The following is an 18,354-nucleotide window of genomic DNA, read 5'->3' as shown; positions in this document are numbered from 1 at the left end:
GTGAGCTGTGAGTGTTTACGCATAATTGCTGCAGATAAAGGTAAAGACTTTAGCAATCATGTTGCCACAACATATTGACACTAGGCTCAAGACAAAACTCGATATATTATAGTATCAAAGGATTGTGAAGGAGTGATCAAACAAGTAACATCGATATTTGCCGAATATGAAGAAGGACGTATGTTCTTTGTCTGAATTATAGTAGAATCTCCATTGGGTTCTGGGGAGAGAGGACTACGGTCGTTCTCTGATGAAATTGAGTGAATTTTGTATCTCAAGATGATATCCTAAGCAAAACCATTTGAGGAGTTGTGATTCAATCGTGAAAAGAGAAGCATTGACAAAGAAATTATTGGTATTAGGGGTAGATGGGATGGATCCCAAAATAACCCGGAAATTCTTGTCCGAAGGAATAATGCCCAACCTACAAAAATTCATTGAAAAAGGTTCGGCAAGAAAAGACTTATCCCATTTAGGTGCCCTGCCAACGATTACGCCTGCATGCTGGACCACTTTAGCAACAGGAGCTTATCCAGGAACACACGGTATTACCTGCTTTTGGCGGCAGTCACCACAGAGCTTGGATGCTGTTGTATATAATATGGATTCCAGAAACTGTGAAGCTGAGCAGTTATGGAATGTAACTGCTGCAGCCGGTATTAAAACATTAGTATGGCATTGGCCCGGTTCCGCTTGGCCTCCGACCAGTGACAGCCCAAATTTAAGCGTTGTTGATGGAACACAGCCGGGTTCTGTTAACATGGGTGTGGCACAACTTGATTGGGAAAAAGTTATTGCTGCTGATGAGGAAATTACAGAATTACAATATGCTCCTAAAGTAGAACGTCCTGCTGGCGTTGGCTGTATGATTTCCGATCTGGATGCTATTACCGAAGAAGAAGAACCAGCTACCGACATGCTGGAAATATGGTATGGTGAAGCTGCCATGAAAGGCGCTGAAATCCGTGAATATATCATGGGACCGGAAAATATGGAAATGGTCATTGAATCTATTCCTCATTATGATTTAGTCAATTCCCCGTTGAAAGATGCAGAAGGATGGGCAGCTGCACCGGCAGATGCCAAAGAATTTACTATTTTAACATCCGATGGTATTGTAAGACGTCCCGCACTGATTTTAAAGAATGCTGAGGGCATCTATGACCATATAGCAATTTATAAAAACAAGAAAGCAGAGAAACCAATCGTAGTATTAGAAGTCGGGAAAATGGTTTCCGGTATTGTAGACGACATAAATAAAGAAGGTGAATTAAAACCTGCATGTCGGTCCATGAAACTCCTGGAACTTTCTCCGGATGGTAAAAAACTGAAAATGTGGATCAGTAACGCACTGGATACTGCCCAGGATAAATTATTTCACCCCAAGGAATTGCTAAAAGATGTCGTTGAACATGTTGGCCCGGTTCCGCCTGTTAGCTTGGTTGGGGGAGAAGATGCTTACCTGGTTGAGAATGTTTATGAACCAGCCTGGGATGCGTACTGTCAATGGCAGGCAAAGGCTTTAAATCATTTAATTAATAATCGTGAATACCAAGTAATATTTACTCATTTGCATAATATTGACTGTGCAGGTCATATGTTTTGGCATTTAGCGAAAAACCTGGAGCGCTGGAGCTATACTGACCCTAAAGTTAATCAGGACTTTATCCGGAAGTTTTACATTCAGACAGACAAATATTTGGGAGAATTCTTACATCTGTTAGATGAAGGATGGACCATCATGATTCTAGCCGACCATGGTTTACTGGTCGGGGAAGAATTCCCGCCACAAATTGGTGAATATGGCGGCATGAACGTACAAGTAATGGAGGAACTCGGTTATACCGTAATGAAAAAGGATAAAAACGGTAAAACTTTGAAAGAAGTAGATTGGGAAAAGACAACAGCTGTTCAAACTCGAAGTAACTATATTTATATTAACTTAAAGGGCCGTGATGCCCATGGCATTGTTGACCCGGCGGACAAATATGAACTGGAAAGAAAAATTATGTCTGACCTGTACTCTTATAGATATAAAGGACAGCGTGTTATCGGGCTTGCAATGCGGAATAAAGACGCTGTTGTATTAGGAACAAACGGTCCGCAGTGTGGTGATATCTTCTTCACTGTCGATGAGGGATTTAGCCGTTTACATGGTGATGGGTTATCCACTGTAGAGGGTGCTTTCGATACTTCTGTTTCCCCAATTTTTCTAGCAGCTGGGACAGGAATTAAAGAAAACTTTACAACAGCTAGAACTATTAGACAAGTTGATATTGCCCCAACTATTGCAACATTAGTAGGTGTAAGAATGCCTGCCCACTGCGAAGGAGCACCAATCTATCAGATTTTAACCGAAGAATTCTAATAAAAAAGGCAGGCTAATTCACATAAATTGACTTCGTGGAATAGCCTGCCTTTATTCTATTCATGAAATGGAAATTCTTTTAAGACGTCTTGGAGAGATTGGACAAAACTTCTGATTAAGCCGGAATGCTCCATATCATTCGTAATAAAATACCCCAGTTGAACGTTTTGTTTTTCTTTGATATCAATTAAAACCATATCTTTAGAATTTTTTATTCGACTTACATTGGCATAAATATTTGAAGTAATAGAAACTCCCATATTCGTTTCAATAGCTTGGCAAAATAACTCGAGGTTATCAATGACCATTTTTATATTCGGCGTGCCAAATCGATTAAATATAAAATGGTCAATACAGGAAGTATCGCAATAGGCATAATCAGGAGATTGTATAATAATAGGATGTTTAAGTAATGTTTTCATAGAGATTTTTTTCATTTTTGCTAGTTCAGGATTATTTTTACTGACACAGGCTAACCACTTGGTTTTGTAAAGCGGATGAAAGGATAACTCATCAGGGATTTTTATATCGGGATATTCATCGATAGAGGGTAAATTAATAATACTAATAATTTCTGTATCTTTTCGTTCCTTATATAGCTGCAAATGCAATGAAGGTAGATAGAGACCATCCCGTTCCATTGTAATGATTTTTACTTTTGGATGAATTTGTTGAAAAATACGTATCGCTTTTGACATTATTTGCGGATAAGCTGCCTGACAGCATAAAACCAATAAGTTTCCTGCAGAGGAATCTTCTGAATGATTTAAATGCAAAAAGTGATTCTGAAATTCCTTAATTTGTGTCAATATGGAGGAAGCCATTTTAACCGCTTCTTTTCCTTGTTCCGTGAAGCTAATACCACGAGATGTACGAATGATTAAATCAGTTTGCAGTTCAGATTCCAGTTCTTTAATTGCTTTTCCAAGTGATTGCTGAGAGATAAAAAGATGCTCACTTGCAACTGTTAGAGAAGGATAGTGGAATAAAGTAACCAGGTAAGTTAATTGTTCAATGCGCATGGTGATCATCCTTGTCGAAAAAAAGATTATAGTTTGTATTATATATAATTATAAGGAAATTGTATAATGCAATTAAAAGGAAATTGTATTTTTTTTAATAATAGGGGAAAGAACGTAATTTTATTCAAACTATTTTAAAGGAGTGAAAAGTATGTCCTTAGAACAATTAAACGCAAATAGTTTCGAAAAAGTTATTTATGATAATGAGGAATCCTGTCTCGTTATTTTCTCAAGAAAAACTTGTCACGTTTGTAAAGAGGTCGTCCCTGTTTTGGAAGAACTTCAACCGCAATACCTGGACAGGTTTGGATTCTATTATGTGGATGTAGAAGAAGAAAAAAACTTGTTCCAAAGATTCTCCTTAAAAGGAGTTCCTCAGATTCTTTTCTTTAAGGATGGCGAATACCAAGCAAAACTAGCAGGGGCTGCTGACGAAGACAAAGTCATAGATAAGATTGAGGAAGTTCTAGAATCGTAATCACTATAACATTCAACAGAGAGGGAGTAATTTAGGAAAATGGGAGATGTGACGTACGATTTAATCATTATCGGCGGGGGCCCTGCAGGACTCACTGCAGCTATTTATGGGGGAAGAGCGAAGCTGAGAACTTTGGTTATCAACAAAGGGACAGTAGGCGGTTTGGTTAATACGACACGAGAAATTGTCAATTATCCGGGCTATGGCCAAATCAGTGGATCCGATCTTATGAAAGACTTTAAAAAGCATGCCGATTCCTTTGGTGTTGAATTTTTACGGGATGAAGTTGTGAGTGTTAATTTTTCTCAAGAAGACAAAATCATCTGCACTAAAAAAAAGAAAGAATACACGGCCAAGGCGGTTATCATTGCTTGTGGCAGTGAGCCGAGACTATTGAATATTCCTGGTGAAAAGCGGCTTCAGGGCAGTGGGGTTGCGTATTGTGCAACCTGTGATGCCGAGTTTTTTGAAGGAGAAGACGTTGTTGTCGTTGGCAGCGGGGATCAAGCCATCGAAGAAGGTATGTACATTACCAAGTTCGCTCGCAAAGTCACAGTGATTGTACTCCATGATGAAGGTGTTCTCGATTGCAATAAAGTGAGTGCGGAAAGGGCATTCCAAAATGAAAAGATGGAGTTTGTATGGAACTCCACGATTGAAGAAGTCCTGGGTGAGGCTAATGTCGAGGGCGTTAAAATCAAGAACTTAAAAACAGGCCGTTCAAGCGAACTTGCTTGCCAGGGTGTTTTTTTCTTTGTTGGCATGATACCTTCGACTCATTTTCTCAAGGAAAGTGACATTGAGATGGACAGAAGAGGCTATATTCCCGTTAATGACTTGATGGAAACGAATCTCGAAGGCGTATATGCGGTCGGAGACAATCGGGTTAAATATCTAAGGCAAGTGGTTTCGGCTGCAGGTGATGGGGCAACGGCCGCAGTCGCTGCCGAGCGCTATATTGAGGAACTGAATGCATTTAGTGCGAGTGTTATGAAAAGTGACAAAATAGTTCTCTTGCTTTTCTTCAATGCCTTAGATAATCAAAGCTTGGAGTTTAGCACTTTATTAGAAGAGGTAAATCAAGAACTATCGGAACGCTACAAAGTGGTTAAAATTGATATGGCTACTAAGAAAAATCTTGCCCAGAAGTATGATGTCAAAATTGTGCCATCAGTTGTTGTATTGGACAAAGGGCAAGAGATCAAACGAGTGGACTATTCCATGGATAAAGAAAAGCTAAAAGCTCAATTATGTTATCCGAAAAACTATATATAAGGTGATTGCATAAATTACTAAGAGGTGATTATATGCAAGTTCGTCAAGGAAATGTTCGTGATTGGCCGTTTATGTATGCCCTTGGGAAAATCGGTATTCCGGATAGTATTTCTCCCTGGCGGAAACAGACCTTGGAAGCTACGATGAAGTACAGAGAGGAATTTCTCAGAGGGTTTTGGACTTGGATTCAGCAATCCGAATCTGAAGTTTTTATTGCTGAAGATGCAGAACACTCTGAGGGGGGAGCAACGCGTCCAATTGGATATTTAGTTCTTCATGGTTCTGCACAAGAAGAGTTAACGGGTTTGCCTCAGGGATGGATCATGGACATTGTTGTTCAGCCGGAGTATAGAGGCAAGGGGGCAGGCAAGGCATTGCTTGAGGCTGCGGAAAATTATTGCCGCCAACATAGAATCCCTTACCTAGGCCTTGCGGTAAGCAGTCATAATGTAAAAGCACTTCGTCTCTACGAGAATTTTGGTTTTGCAGAAGAGAGAAAGTTATTGGTCAAAAGTCTCTATTAGTCATAATAAAAAAACTTGCGACGGATTGCTGTCGCAAGTGAAGTAAAGAGAGGAGTGGGGATAAAAAAATTTAAAAGTGAGACTATTAAGATCATGTCCCAAGGCTTTGCTATTTATACAAGCTTTGGGATATTTTTTTCCAACCATTCTTAAGGGGTTGGCCGAATCGTGGGTTTCCGATATTTTTACGTGGTATAATAACCCATAGTGAGTAATTATCTTGGTTTTTAAGCATAATTGTACCAGGTATTTAATATAGGAGGTTTACTGTGGAGCAAAAAGAAATAAAAGCATTGGTTCAAACGGTCTTGGCGGAAGCCAAGGATTTAGAAGGCTATTTTATTGTCCGTGCTCAGTCACGGCGTGAATGGAGCATGCGGTTGAGTAACGGACGGTTTGAAAGGGTCTCAACTGGGGAAGACAGTGGGCTCGGAGTACATGCTTTTACTGAGACGGGAGCATCAGGGTTTGCTACATCCGATGTTTTGGAAAAAGGAATGGGGCGAAAATTGCTGGAAAAAGCCATTAAGCTGGCAAGGAGAAATGAGGAAATCGGTTCAAAGGGGAATCGTCAGATTTGGGAAGCCTCTCCATTATTAGCGGAAGTCGATAGTTCTTCTCAAAAACCTTTGGGCGATGTTCCTTTAGCTGAATTGCAGAGAATGGTCATGACACTTCATGCCAGTTTGCGCAGTGTTTTTCCGGGAGGAGTATGGCAATCCAGTTATCGCCAAATTGAAGAGGCGTGGTGTATTGGAAGGTCAGATGGAACCTTGGTGTCCTTTGTAATTCCTCGGGCAGTTCTTATGCATCAAGGGACAGTGCGGGGCAAGGGGAATGCTCAGAGCACTTTAATTCATCGCAGCGGGGTGGATGCAACGCTTCTTTTTGATGAATTAGACGATAAATTTTTAGAAAAAAAGGCAGTCGATCGTGCTAAATTTGCCTTGGACGTTTGCGATGCGCCCCAGCTGCCCAGCGGTCACTATCCACTAATTATTGATTACGGTTTGGCCAAAGGATTGGCTCACGAGGCTTTTGGTCATGCTGTAGAGTCAGATCATATGAATGAATCCGTTCTCGGAGATGCTGGAAAGCTTCGTAAGGGATTGCGTGTAGCCAGACCTGGAGTTCATATTATTGATGGCCCATTGACAGGGGATTGGGCTAATCAACCCTATTCTGCCAATGGACTGCCCAGGGAGACGGTGACCATTGTTCGTGATGGAGTTTTAGAAGCAGGTTTAGGAGATATATTTTCAGCTGAAGATGCGGGTATTCCTGTTACCGGGGCGGGACGTGCAGAAAGCTATGGACATATTCCCTTACCTCGAATGAGCAACATTCGGCTGCTTGTTGACCGCATGTTGCCCTTAGTTCCCCAAGAATTTCTTATGGCTGAAGTGAAAGCTGTAAGAGAAACTTTAATAGAACACAAGGAGCTGCTTAAAGGACAGAAAAATCTGTTGCTATTAGGGTATCGAGGGGGGCAAGTCAATCCTAAAACGGGGGATTTTGTTTTTCAGTGTGATGGGATTATTGATGTTGCAGACCCTGAATTACCCATTTATCAGCCGTCTATTTTTAGCGGAAAAATCCTTTCCGCGCTGAAAGCAATTCGCGGAGGTTTGGGCGAAGGGCGTTACGATGCTATTGGTACTTGCGGCAAAGGCGGGCAATCTGTGGCATCAAGCGGGGGAAGTCATCGCTATCTCCTGATGGATGTGGATCAACAAGTAAGTCTTGGAGGTGAACAGTTATGAAACTCATTGCCCAATTAGAAGATCTGTTCTATCAGTCTCAAAGAGCACCTAAACGGGAGGACCTTAGGGTCCAGGACTGGCGAATTGTCGTTCACGAATCAGAAGTTGTGGCATTGGGTATAAAAGATAATTCACCGGGCAGTGTCTATACTCCGCCCAGTTATCGTCAGGGAGAGAGCGGGGATATCTTTTTAGTTTGGCAGGATGGGACGTGCAGTCAGGCCATGGTTCAGCTTCCTTTATCTGGTGAGCCAGAGTATTGGCAAAGAGAATTAGAACAATGGAGACAGGCATCCTACTCAGACCCGGATGCGGCTCACCTGCCTTCTCCGGAGTCCTTGCCTCTGGTTGCCGTGGAAGACAGAGGGATTCAATCAATTATTGCCGGAGATGATAAGATTCTGTTTGATCAAGCTGATGATTGGCTGAGAGAAAAACCTTCTCAGGCAAAGATGCAGGGCAGCATCCAAGCAGCTTGGGGTTACCGGCATGTTCGTACTTCAACAGGCCTTGCGGTTACCTATCAGCAATCTCAATTTGTTTCCTGGTTTTCTTTTGATAGCTTAGTTGGGGGTGGATTTGCGAAGCGGCGTTTAATTCAACCGGAAGAACAAAAACAATTATGGACCCAGACGGTTAATCAATACGAATGGATGCAAAAGCCGGCAGCAAGTGTTGGGCCGAATACACAAGTTATTTTTGCTCCAGGGATGACGGAAGATATGCTGAGGCAGTTTATACTGCCAAACTTTTCGGGAGATCGAGTCATTGAAGGACAGGGGGCTTTTTCTAAAAACAGCTTTTTAGATAACACCCAGGTCTTTCACGAACAATTATCGCTGCTGATTGATCCCCTGCGTCCTTTAGAATTGGGATCTTATTTGGTTACCCCTGAAGGGGTTCCTGCCCAGCAAACGGTTCTTGTTCAGAAAGGCCAACTAATAACACCCTTCCTGAGAGTTAAAGATGCGGTACGATGGGGTGCTAAACCGACGGCTGTTCCTCAAGGAACGGCAGGACTGTATCTCAAGCATCAGGCTGAAGTCCCGTGGGCAAAGGCTTTAGAGGAAGTGGAAGATGGGGTTTTGATCTTATCTGTGTTAGGATTACATACACAAGACTCAGTTTCAGGGTCATATTCCCTTAGCGCACCACACAGTTTACGGATTTTGAAGGGTCAAATTGTGGGAAAAACGGATGTTAAATTAACGGGCAACTTCCTAAAGGATTTAGCAGCCACCACAACCAGGACTGCAAAGTCTGATCTCCAAACCCACCCATATCTTATATTAAAGACTGGAGTTCAATCTCTTTAGAGACAGAGGAGGAAGTTGTTTAGAGATGTTAGATTTACATGTTCATCTTCTCGGGCACAATGACCGGGAAGCTACCAGAGAAAACATTCGGGCATATTTGGATGTAGCCACTCAAAGGGGATTAAAGGAAATTGGCTTTGCGGATCACGATTATTACTGGGAGCAAATGAACTGTCCCTTAATTGAAGAAGTAGCAAAAGATTATCCTCATTTAAAGGTGAGGATTGGTTTAGAGGCAGAATACCGGCCTCATGAAGAAGAAAGAATTAAGGACCTGCTGGCCCAATATCCTTTTGATTTTGTTATTGGATCGGTTCATGAGTTTGACGGATGGATTTTCGATATACCGGAAGAAGAACATGCTCATTACCAAAAAAACGCCGATGAGTTTTATACCCGCTATTTTGAAGTTGTAACCCTTGCTGCTAAAAGCGGCTTATTCACGACCATCGGCCATTTAGATTTAATCAAAGTCTTTGGGGCCAGGCCAACGAAGGATATTCTGACCCTTGCCGATGAGACTTTAACAACGGTTGCTGACCAGGGCTTGGTATTGGAGGTCAATACTAATGGCCGTTATAAACCTGTTCAGGAATTCTATCCTGAGAGGCGCCTGATGGTGGAAATTCAGCGTCGAGGGATTGAATTTACCTTAGGTTCGGATGCTCATAGCTCAGAAAATGTTGGTCGGGACCTGGAGGAAGCCGGCCGGATACTAAGTCAAATCGGTGTTCAGACCGTGGTGGGTTTTTCCAGGTTTGACAAAGTGCATTATTCGCTGGACTAAGGAGGGGAATAGCTTTGCCGGACAGGCTCGACGAAAAATGGCTTATTGAAGAAGGCGCGGCGCAAGCTTTAGTAGACGTATTAAATCGACAATATGGCAAGAACTATAGAATTGTACGGCATACGGATCGTCCAGATGTTGTTATAGAGAATCAGGCGGATGGTAAACGTTTGGGGGTTGAGGTAACCCACCTTTTTTACGATTCAGAGGAAGCGCGGTATGTTTTTGGACGTTCGGACGATCAAGATCATTCCCCGGAATATATTGAGGAATACGTTCGCAGGCTCAATATACTGTTGCAGCAAAAGAGTGAGAAAGCTAAAGGATATAGTCATGAATATCCTTTGGCGCTCCTAATTCGAGTAGTTTCTCCGTTATTTCACATGTGTGATTTCGACGCTTATGCTTCAAATATCGTTGTTCCACCTTCTGATTTCAAAATTATTTGGCTGCTGTTTTATAACTTTATCGAGCGACGCTGGACTCTTTTGGAACGATTACGTTAAATCAGGGCATAGACTTTTCAATCCGGTGAAACACTAAGAATATGTAAACCGGTTGTAAAGGAGTCAAAGACAATGCCTTGGATTGAAATTTCCCTTTCTCCACGTTCAGAATGGAATGAGGAGGGTCTAAATGATTGGACGTGCGCCCTCGGTGCTTTTTTGACAGAAAGAGGGACGGGCTTAAATCCTCAGATTCAAATGCTGCCCGGGCAGAATATCGTGCAATTGGGGGAAGGCGGGATCGGAAACCTTACCCTAAGCAGTGCAGAGAGACTAGTAATTATTGATCGATTGTCTCTGCAAGGATCTATGGAATGTGATTTCGCTCGATTTCTTGTTCGCTTTGCTTTACAAATGGGGGCTTTAGGAGTATGTGTTTCCAATGCAAGCTTCTCTGAAAAAAATTTTTGGCAAAAACTTGGCGGTATTATTAAACCTGATCCAGGGCCGTTATTAGAAGCTATTTCTCCAGAGAAAGTAGCTATAAAACAGCTTTTGCGATTTAGTCTCCTGGTGACGTATGATGATAAGCCTGTCTTATGTCTAGAGCCAATAACCTGCAGCGCCCATTCACCGGGGGTAATCAGCCTGGCTCAACGGCGTTTGGAAAAAATGTGCGGCGGAAACCCATTGGGATTTGCCAGTCGAGTTGCCGTTCATTGTCCGTGGAAAATTTCTCGTGAGCAATGGACCGATTTGCTGGCTTTTAGCCGTTTACAGGCCTTTGATTTGCTTGAAGACATTGTGCTGAATTTCGGTCAGTCGGGAAGTACTGAGCAATGATCAATTGTTTCTTGCCATAAAATTTTATATAATGAGTCAATAAAGATTTCTAGAAGAGGTATGGACAGAGGAGAGGAAAGGAAATGGCTACTACTGATTTGGCTCACGAACTCGCGCGTACACTGAAAGAATCCGAGCAATTCAAGCATTTTCTTAAATCAAAAGAGAAGGTTATGAGCGATGCTAATAACCACAAGATGGTTCGCGAATTTCAATTGAAACAATGGGAAATCCGCGAAGCTCAAATGTTGGAACAAGAGATCAGTGAGGAAAAACAGCAGGAACTAGAGCGTTTATACAGTTTAGTGAGCATTAATCCGGCTGCCAGAGAGTATCTGCAGGCCGAGTTTGAAGTTTCCTGTATGGTCAACGACATCCAGAAAATTATTGGAGAGGCTATTCAAGATGCAATGCCCATCGGGTTTGAAGATATGAACCCTTGACTGTCTATGAAGAGATTCATATCCTGTGATGTCGATAGAAGTACTAACCTATAAATTATAAGAGGTACAAATCGTGAAAATTGGAATGGTTTGTTATCCTAGCTACGGCGGCAGCGGTGTTGTTGCTACTGAGTTAGGGTATGCTTTGGGTGAAAGAGGGCATGAGGTTCATTTTATTTCCTCAGCCCGCCCCTTCCGCTTACGTCGCTTTCATGAGAAACTCTTTTATCATGAAGTGTCTGATGTCAGCTATCCAGTGTTTAAATATCCTCCTTATACCTTATTACTGGCCAATAAAATCGTTGAAGTGACTAATTACGTTGGATTGGATTTGATCCATGCCCACTACGCAATTCCCCATAGTATCAGCGCTTATTTGGCTAAGCAAATGATGCCTTCTCCGATTCCGCTGGTAACTACTCTTCACGGTACGGATGTCACTTTAGTGGGCGCTTATGAAGAGTTTCGCTTATTAACGACCTTGGCCTTGAAAGTCAGCGATGGAATTACAGCGGTATCTGAAGCTTTGGCACAGGAAACAGTGGCCACCTTCGGTTCTCTGGATCAAAGGATTGAGGTTATTCCTAATTTTATAGATCCGAAGATGTATATACCAAAAGGAGAAGCAAAACTCAAATGTAAAGAGCATTTTGCCCCTTTCGGAGAAAAAATCCTAACCCATATCTCCAATTTTAGAGAAGTAAAACGAGTGTCTGATGTAGTTAAAATATTTGCACTTGTTGAGGGAGAGCTGCCTAGTAAACTCTTGCTGGTCGGAGATGGGCCGGAAATGGTGAGAGTTGAACGAGAAGTCGTTAAGTTAGGGCTGGAGCGAAAGGTTCAATTCCTTGGCAAACAAGAAAATGTTCAGGATATTCTCCAAATGTCGGATGTTTTTTTACTTCCATCCGAACAGGAAAGCTTCGGTTTGGTGGCTTTGGAGGCGATGGCCTGCGGTGTACCCGTTGTGGCAAGTAAGGTAGGAGGATTGCCCGAAGTAGTGAGGCATGGAAAAACAGGTTATCTTGCCGAAGTAGGGGATGTCAGAGAAATGAGTAAGTTTGTCCTTGAACTCTTGACAGATTGCTCTAAATATAAAACTTTTTCTGAGCAGGCTGTCGAATGGTCAAGAGAGGCCTTTCCGGTAGATAGGGCTGTGCAGCGTTACGAATATATGTACGAAAAAGTAGTTAGTTCTTCGTAGTGTGGTTCTGGCTTAAACCACCAACCACGAATATCGAATATCGAGTTAGGAGGGTTAAGATGCCAAAGAAAAGGACACTAGATCAATTTGAGAAAGACCTTGAAGCTATTGGTTACATAACTGAACGGGATGATCGAATTGCCCTCACGACGTTTTTGGCAACGGAGCTTACTAAACCACTTTTGGTTTCAGGACCTGCAGGAGTGGGCAAAACAGAAATTGCCAAAGTGCTAAGTGACGTTTTGCAAGCGCCCTTGATTCGTTTACAGTGTTATGAAGGGTTGGACGAAACAAAAGCACTATATGAATGGAATTATCAGCGGCAACTTTTGAAGATACAAATGGGCCGTGAACATCTTCAAGAGGCTGACCTTTTCTCTACAGACTATTTGTTGCCGCGTCCTTTATTGCAGGCGCTTCTAAGTGAGAAGCAGACAGTTTTACTAATTGATGAGATTGATAAAACGGATTCTGAATTTGAGGCTTTTCTCTTCGAATTTTTGGGAGAGTTTCAAGTCACAATACCGGAAATGGGAACCATCAAAGCCAAAGAGCGTCCCATTGTGATATTAACGTCAAATGGAGAACGGGAGCTATCCGATGGATTGAAGAGACGGTGTATTTTCCTTCATGTCGAGCCGCCTTCCGTTGAAAAAGAAGTACGCATACTGAGAGCGAAAGTCCCCGACTTACCGGAAAAATTAGCGTTGGAAGTGGCCAGAGCTGTCAGTATTCTTCGGGAACGTCTCTCTTTGAATAAGATCCCCTCGGTATCTGAAACAATGGACTGGGCCAAAGCTTTGCTCGTTATGGGGAAGGTTGGTCTTGATCCTGCTTGGGTTGATGCCACCTTAACCTTACTTCTTAAGAGCCAAGATGATGTAGAGCTTTTCTATCGAGAAATGGGAGCAGATCGCCTTCTTTTTGAGTCGGCAAAAATGGCACAAGGAGAAAAACATGTGCATGAACATCAACACCGATAAAAAAGTAAGTGAGTTAGATCGTCACTTGGTGGAATTTGTTCAGTTATTGAGAACCGTCGGTCTTAAAATTAGTCCTTCAGAAATATCCGATGCCATGGCAGGGATATCCCTAATTGGTTTAGCAGATAGAGACAAGTTTGAAGCTGCTTTGCAAGGAACGCTGGTAAAAAATATTCAGAATATTCCTGTTTTCAAAGAGGCTTTTCGTGCCTACTTTGCTCCCTTGGAGCAGAAAGAAGCATGGCAGGAAGAAGCAGCTGTGAAAACAAGCCAATGGAACCAAAAGATTGAGGATACTTACCAGGAGCTGCTCTTCCAGGATCAGGAGTTGGATATCAGTGAAGAACAGCGGGCGGTTTATGCAAGCCTGCCTGAAAAGGATAAACAACGATTACGGGACTTTTTAGAGAAATCATCGAATGGTACTCGAAGCGGTGTTCCTGTAGATCATACCTATCAGCCTATGGTTGAAAGGGTTCTCAGAGGGTCCTTAGAATATTGGCGTAAGAAATTAAATGAAGAAGATCCGATTCTCCCTCCCGGTTCTTCAGATGGCGTTCTTTCTGAAGTTGAACGTGCCCTGCAACAACAAAATACCGAGGTCTTAAGCCGTGATCTTAAGAAGATTTCTCCGGAAGAATGGCCTGAAGTTATCCGTTTAATCCGTCGCCTCAGTCAGCGCCTGGCAAGTCAGGTAACCCGCCGTTATCGGGCGGATAGAAGGCGTGGAGGACTGGACATGCGCTCTACTCTGCGAAACAATTTGCGCTATGGCGGAGTTCTGATCCATCGAAGTTACCGGAGCCGCCGAAGAGGCAGACTTAGAATTGTTTTGTTATGTGACATATCAGGTTCTATGTTAAAATATTCGGAGTTTATTTGGCAGTTTGTATATGGACTTTCGACAGTTGTTAGCGGAATAAAAACGTTTGCCTTCGGGGAGGCCCTTATCCCCTTAACGGGTAAGTTCCGCAAAGGACAAACTTTTGAAGCCATGCTAAGAGAGGCTCTTTCTGTTTCTGGGAAGGAATGGGGAGGCGGAACGAATTTAGCTAAGGCTTTAGAGACTCTTCAGAAGAACCATCCTGATACCTTTAATAAGCAAACCTTGCTGATTATTGTCAGTGACGGACAAACTCTTGAAGGAGATAAGGCGGCAGCTTTGCTGGGTGAGATTAATAAACATGTTCGTCATGTGCTATGGCTGAATACTCTTCCCAAGAGCCGTTGGTCAGAGACCCCCTATGTGAAAGGATTTCTGCCCTTCTGCCAAATGTATGAATGCTATACTCTTAGTCACTTAACTCAAATTTTAAATAAGCAATTGTAGATATTGCTTGTTTATTTTTTGGTAAAACGGAGCATACTATACCTAAAGCGTTTGTACAGAAACACACAAAGGTGTGAGGGGGTAAAATTATGTTAGAAAAATGCCGTGCCTGTGGATTTGAACATGAAGATTTGGGACATATACTTTTTAAAAGGAATCATGTCAGCAATCGCGTCTTACCTTACTGCTCTCATTGTATGCGCAGACTTTATCAAGTACCCTATAGGCCGGGACGAGATCTTTAAGATGATTAATCTCATTAAAACTTGGAAAATGCTATCATTATTTTAGCTTGCCTTTTTTCCGTGGCTTTGGTATATTGTTTTTGAAGTTCGGAGAAGAGGGGATGTTAGGGATGGCATACGTTATTAGCTCAGAATGCATTAGCTGCGGCGCTTGTGAAGGAGAATGCACAGTATCCGCAATTAGCGAAGGTGACGGTCAATACGTCATTAATGCAGAGCTTTGCATCGATTGTGGTTCATGCGCTACTGTTTGTCCAGTAGAAGCACCACAACCTGCCTAAGAATAACTTAATGATGGATCATCAGACAACTTGGCGGTGGCTGAATGCACTGTCTCGTCACTTGCCGGTACAGCGGTTGCCATAGTTGTCCTGTACTTAAGAAAGTATAGGGCTTTAGGTGCATTTTCTTAAGTAGTATAAAAAAGAAGAGTACTTTGGACTCTTCTTTTTTATGCCCTTTTAAAACGGTTGACAAATTTATTATATTAACTTAAAATTTAAATAGAAATGATTCCAAATTCTAAAGAAAGAGGATGCGAGTATGAATGCAATTGGAATTCTTAAACAATTAAAAGATAAAGGTGTTCGTTTCACACCTCAGAGACAAGCGATCTTGGAATTCCTGCTAGAAACTCAATCCCATCCCACGGCAGATGAGATTTATCATCATGTTAAGGCAAAATTTCCGGGGGTTAGTCTGGGGACAATTTATAATACCTTGAACATGCTTAAAGAACATGGACATCTTTTGGAATTGTCCTACGGGGATATGGCTAGCCGCTTTGATGGCAATCCAAATAATCACTATCACATTGTGTGTTCAAAGTGTGGTAAGGTTGCAGACTTTCATGGACCGCTCATAGATATGGACCAGGAAGTAACGGAAAAGTCAGGTTTCCTTATCTTAGGTCATCGTATGGAATTCTACGGTGTTTGCCCGGATTGCCGTAAAGATGAGCAGCTCAATTAGAGGTGTTCTCAGAAACTTGCAGCTCAATGAGTAAATTTCCTTCCTAAGGGAACGGATTTGCTCATTGAGTTTTTTTTGTGACTTCAGTACTAGCTAAGATTTCTAAGAATGTGCAGGGTTTTATAAATATTTCACGAATAATTTAATAATCATTTTCAGAGGAATAACTTAAAGGAGCCGTTTTATGTTCAATCGCCGTTTCCTTATTTTTATAATTTTATGGGTAGTGACTATTGGAGTTCTTTGGTGGAACTGGAGTAATTCCGGCGGTGAGTCTCTTTTTGCTTGGCAAAGTGGTGTCAGTACAGCACGTTATTCACAGAATCTCAACGGAAGTTGGAACAGCTTTTCATCTTTGCGGCAAGCCTGGACTACGGAGTCTGAACGTTCTCAAGGTAAAAATAATCAATCCTTTTTAACAAAAGGCAGCTCAATTGAGCTGCCTTCAAGTGAGAGATTTTCAGTGGCGACGAAACGATTCCAAATTCCGGGAGAGTGGAGTTCCCGGACGATGCTTTTAACATTGAATGGAGTGCAGGGGCATGTCAATGTCTATTTAAATGGCATTACAAGCAGTCAAAAGATTGGTGAATTTGAAGGAAGCGGGGGGGCAGATGAATTAGAAATCCTGCCTAAAGCTTTTCGGTATGGAGAGGACAATATTCTTTTAGTTGAGCTGACGGGGAGTTCTGAGCAGCGCGCCACTTTATTAGGTTCTGCCTGGCCGAGATCTGGATTTATTAAGGGAGATATTCGCCTAGACGCTGTTGTAGAGACCACACTCATGATGCCTAAGATAAACGTTGAGTGGCAAGATACGACTGCTCAAATTACTGTAACTACCAATGTGCTGCATCGAGGCTTTGCTCAAGAAGGGCCTTGGACAGTTTTTGGTGTTATTTCCGATGGCTCGGCAGGATTAGCAGAACAAACGTTAACCGTGCCTGCCCAGGAAAGTTCAGATCGCCAGCCGGTTACTTTGACATTTTCTTTGCCGAATGCTCGGCATTGGACAATGGAAGACCCTTATCTGTATCAGCTTCACTTGACGGTTACCAACAGTAAAGGAGACCTTGACGATTTGTCGTTGCCTCTGGGTCTTCGCACAATGTCTCTTGAATCTGGAAAGTGGAAATTAAATGGTCAATTCATTAAGATTAATGGAGATGCCTTAACACCACAAGAGGAGTATCGGCTTCGTAACTCCGGCGAACTTGAGTCGTTCTTAGTATCGGAACGTCAAAAGGGAAAAAACCTTATCTACTTTATAGGACAGCTTCCGGACGAAATTTGGCTGCAAACGGCAGATAAAATAGGCATAGGTTTATGGGCAGAGTTGCCTGTAGAATTAATTCCTTCACAAAGATTGCCTCAAGCGGATGTTTTTCAGACAGTGATTTCCGAAAAAAACCTTCACCCGTCCCTCTGGGCTTGGACGCTGGGAAAGGGGCTGAATTCAGATGGCTTGGCTCAAACCTATTTTCAACATGCAGAAATCATTGCTCAGCCAAATTTAGCCTTTGCATTAACACTATCCCCTGCCTTTAACACCGGACTGGCGGAGGAACAAGGGATAACTATTGAAAGAACTAAGATACAGGGTACCTGGGGGGAAGTCTCACTGGAAACATCGCCAGAGAAAAGTGTACTCTGGACAAAAGAATCTATAGTTGCTGAGGTTTGGGCGGTTCTGATGATCTTTTTAGCATGGATGAATATTCGCTCGGCGTCCTGGCGCTATAAGGAGATTGGAGAACTAAAACCGAAACGGCGCTTGCGCAGTGCATGGTTGTGGAATGGTTCACTATTTTTGGCTCGTATGGGTATGTTGGCAGGACTGATAACTTCCGGGCTGTTTCGTATTCCCATCCATGCTAATCCTTGGTTTTCTCACCTTTGGCCGGGGATTCAATTATTACAGGGTCAATCTCCATGGCTGCTATGGGCCATGTTTTTCGGTTTGCTGGTACTTTTGAAATTGCTTCAGATTGGGGTGGTAGTCCCGCACTTGCCGGATAATCCTCACGAAATTGGTCTCATCAATTGGTTGGAAAGACGTTTTCGCTGGGCTGTATTTGTTGCAATTGCCTGGGCGTTGCTGCCTTGGGGGATTCCTTTCTATGTGCCTGTTTTAGGATATATCCTCTTAGTTGTGCTTTTCTTGCCTTTCCGCATTCGCGATATTCATCGAATTGGGGGGCGATATCGGCCTTTCTTATGGGTACCTGGAATTTTATGCACTTCTTTGCTTGTCTGGGCTTCTTTTTACTGCGCCGATTGGCTTTATTTATGGAAGATGCTGCAGCCGATGGCAGAACCAATTATTCAGAGTATTCGAAGCATATTGTGATAAAA

18 protein-coding genes are annotated in these 18,354 nt (G+C 42.5%); 17 read left to right on the top strand and 1 reads right to left on the bottom strand.

Annotated features, from left to right (window positions below):
• The first annotated feature begins 322 nt into the window (after positions 1-322).
• Entirely contained in the window at positions 323-2,368 is a 2,046-nt protein-coding gene (locus tag DESOR_RS23320) for an alkaline phosphatase family protein (RefSeq protein ID WP_014187057.1), read from the top strand.
• A 56-nt stretch (positions 2,369-2,424) separates the two neighbouring features.
• Here the strand turns inward: DESOR_RS23320 and DESOR_RS23315 are convergent, their stop codons facing one another.
• Positions 2,425-3,390 (bottom strand): LysR family transcriptional regulator, encoded by a 966-nt coding sequence (locus DESOR_RS23315; protein ID WP_014187056.1) that lies wholly within the window; start codon positions 3,388-3,390, stop codon positions 2,425-2,427.
• Between the two features lie 151 nt (positions 3,391-3,541).
• Between DESOR_RS23315 and DESOR_RS23310 the strand changes: the two genes are divergently transcribed.
• The 16 genes from DESOR_RS23310 (at position 3,542) to DESOR_RS23240 (ending at position 18,349) form a co-directional block, all read left to right on the top strand.
• Positions 3,542-3,868 (top strand): thioredoxin family protein, encoded by a 327-nt coding sequence (locus DESOR_RS23310; protein WP_014187055.1) that lies wholly within the window; start codon positions 3,542-3,544, stop codon positions 3,866-3,868.
• A 39-nt stretch (positions 3,869-3,907) separates the two neighbouring features.
• Positions 3,908-5,143 carry a thioredoxin-disulfide reductase gene (gene trxB, locus DESOR_RS23305; RefSeq protein ID WP_014187054.1) on the top strand — a complete coding sequence of 412 codons (1,236 nt, stop codon included), beginning with the start codon at positions 3,908-3,910 and terminating at the stop codon, positions 5,141-5,143.
• 32 nt (positions 5,144-5,175) lie between these two features.
• Positions 5,176-5,667 (top strand): GNAT family N-acetyltransferase, encoded by a 492-nt coding sequence (locus tag DESOR_RS23300; protein ID WP_014187053.1) that lies wholly within the window; start codon positions 5,176-5,178, stop codon positions 5,665-5,667.
• Between the two features lie 269 nt (positions 5,668-5,936).
• Positions 5,937-7,430 (top strand): TldD/PmbA family protein, encoded by a 1,494-nt coding sequence (locus DESOR_RS23295; RefSeq protein ID WP_014187052.1) that lies wholly within the window; start codon positions 5,937-5,939, stop codon positions 7,428-7,430.
• On the top strand, positions 7,427-8,746 hold the full coding sequence (locus DESOR_RS23290) for a metallopeptidase TldD-related protein (protein ID WP_014187051.1): 1,320 nt from the start codon (positions 7,427-7,429) through the stop codon (positions 8,744-8,746). The genes DESOR_RS23295 and DESOR_RS23290 overlap by 4 nt, the downstream gene beginning before the upstream one ends.
• 25 nt (positions 8,747-8,771) lie before the next feature.
• A complete protein-coding gene (locus DESOR_RS23285; protein ID WP_014187050.1) occupies positions 8,772-9,533 on the top strand; it encodes a histidinol-phosphatase in 762 nt (253 codons plus the stop codon).
• A 14-nt stretch (positions 9,534-9,547) separates the two neighbouring features.
• On the top strand, positions 9,548-10,039 hold the full coding sequence (locus DESOR_RS23280) for a hypothetical protein (RefSeq protein ID WP_014187049.1): 492 nt from the start codon (positions 9,548-9,550) through the stop codon (positions 10,037-10,039).
• Between the two features lie 72 nt (positions 10,040-10,111).
• Positions 10,112-10,822: a hypothetical protein gene (locus DESOR_RS23275; RefSeq protein WP_014187048.1), complete on the top strand. Its 711-nt coding sequence runs from the start codon at positions 10,112-10,114 to the stop codon at positions 10,820-10,822.
• Between the two features lie 83 nt (positions 10,823-10,905).
• A complete protein-coding gene (locus DESOR_RS23270; protein WP_014187047.1) occupies positions 10,906-11,265 on the top strand; it encodes a YlbF/YmcA family competence regulator in 360 nt (119 codons plus the stop codon).
• Between the two features lie 73 nt (positions 11,266-11,338).
• Positions 11,339-12,469, top strand: a complete 1,131-nt coding sequence (bshA, locus tag DESOR_RS23265) for an N-acetyl-alpha-D-glucosaminyl L-malate synthase BshA (protein WP_014187046.1) — start codon at positions 11,339-11,341, stop codon at positions 12,467-12,469.
• A gap of 59 nt (positions 12,470-12,528) precedes the next feature.
• A complete protein-coding gene (locus DESOR_RS23260; RefSeq protein ID WP_014187045.1) occupies positions 12,529-13,452 on the top strand; it encodes an AAA family ATPase in 924 nt (307 codons plus the stop codon).
• Entirely contained in the window at positions 13,427-14,782 is a 1,356-nt protein-coding gene (locus tag DESOR_RS23255) for a vWA domain-containing protein (RefSeq protein ID WP_014187044.1), read from the top strand. Before DESOR_RS23260 ends, DESOR_RS23255 begins: the two co-directional genes overlap by 26 nt.
• 89 nt (positions 14,783-14,871) lie before the next feature.
• The gene (locus tag DESOR_RS29835; RefSeq protein ID WP_014187043.1) at positions 14,872-15,027 is read left to right on the top strand and encodes a hypothetical protein; all 156 of its coding nucleotides are present in this window, start codon (positions 14,872-14,874) and stop codon (positions 15,025-15,027) included.
• A gap of 110 nt (positions 15,028-15,137) precedes the next feature.
• Positions 15,138-15,308: a DUF362 domain-containing protein gene (locus DESOR_RS28450; RefSeq protein ID WP_081468552.1), complete on the top strand. Its 171-nt coding sequence runs from the start codon at positions 15,138-15,140 to the stop codon at positions 15,306-15,308.
• A gap of 262 nt (positions 15,309-15,570) precedes the next feature.
• A complete protein-coding gene (locus tag DESOR_RS23245) occupies positions 15,571-15,999 on the top strand; it encodes a Fur family transcriptional regulator (protein ID WP_014187041.1) in 429 nt (142 codons plus the stop codon).
• A 184-nt stretch (positions 16,000-16,183) separates the two neighbouring features.
• On the top strand, positions 16,184-18,349 hold the full coding sequence (locus tag DESOR_RS23240; protein ID WP_014187040.1) for a glycoside hydrolase family 2 protein: 2,166 nt from the start codon (positions 16,184-16,186) through the stop codon (positions 18,347-18,349).
• The last annotated feature ends 5 nt before the right edge of the window (positions 18,350-18,354 follow it).

This window comes from Desulfosporosinus orientis DSM 765, from assembly GCF_000235605.1.
Classification (GTDB): Bacteria; Bacillota; Desulfitobacteriia; order Desulfitobacteriales; family Desulfitobacteriaceae; genus Desulfosporosinus; species Desulfosporosinus orientis.
Note: the sequence above shows the minus strand (reverse complement) of the source record. Positions and strands in the feature narration are given on the sequence as shown.

Excerpts from the sequence above, each read along its gene's own strand:
- DESOR_RS23315 (WP_014187056.1), bottom strand. The coding sequence starts at position 3,390 with ATGCGCATTGAACAATTAACTTACCTGGTTACTTTATTCCACTATCCT.
- DESOR_RS23310 (WP_014187055.1), top strand. The coding sequence starts at position 3,542 with ATGTCCTTAGAACAATTAAACGCAAATAGTTTCGAAAAAGTTATTTAT.
- trxB (WP_014187054.1), top strand. The coding sequence starts at position 3,908 with ATGGGAGATGTGACGTACGATTTAATCATTATCGGCGGGGGCCCTGCA.
- DESOR_RS23300 (WP_014187053.1), top strand. The coding sequence starts at position 5,176 with ATGCAAGTTCGTCAAGGAAATGTTCGTGATTGGCCGTTTATGTATGCC.
- DESOR_RS23290 (WP_014187051.1), top strand. The coding sequence starts at position 7,427 with ATGAAACTCATTGCCCAATTAGAAGATCTGTTCTATCAGTCTCAAAGA.
- DESOR_RS23285 (WP_014187050.1), top strand. The coding sequence starts at position 8,772 with ATGTTAGATTTACATGTTCATCTTCTCGGGCACAATGACCGGGAAGCT.
- DESOR_RS23275 (WP_014187048.1), top strand. The coding sequence starts at position 10,112 with ATGCCTTGGATTGAAATTTCCCTTTCTCCACGTTCAGAATGGAATGAG.
- DESOR_RS23270 (WP_014187047.1), top strand. The coding sequence starts at position 10,906 with ATGGCTACTACTGATTTGGCTCACGAACTCGCGCGTACACTGAAAGAA.
- DESOR_RS23260 (WP_014187045.1), top strand. The coding sequence starts at position 12,529 with ATGCCAAAGAAAAGGACACTAGATCAATTTGAGAAAGACCTTGAAGCT.
- DESOR_RS23255 (WP_014187044.1), top strand. The coding sequence starts at position 13,427 with ATGTGCATGAACATCAACACCGATAAAAAAGTAAGTGAGTTAGATCGT.
- DESOR_RS29835 (WP_014187043.1), top strand. The coding sequence starts at position 14,872 with ATGTTAGAAAAATGCCGTGCCTGTGGATTTGAACATGAAGATTTGGGA.
- DESOR_RS28450 (WP_081468552.1), top strand. The coding sequence starts at position 15,138 with ATGGCATACGTTATTAGCTCAGAATGCATTAGCTGCGGCGCTTGTGAA.
- DESOR_RS23245 (WP_014187041.1), top strand. The coding sequence starts at position 15,571 with ATGAATGCAATTGGAATTCTTAAACAATTAAAAGATAAAGGTGTTCGT.
- DESOR_RS23240 (WP_014187040.1), top strand. The coding sequence starts at position 16,184 with ATGTTCAATCGCCGTTTCCTTATTTTTATAATTTTATGGGTAGTGACT.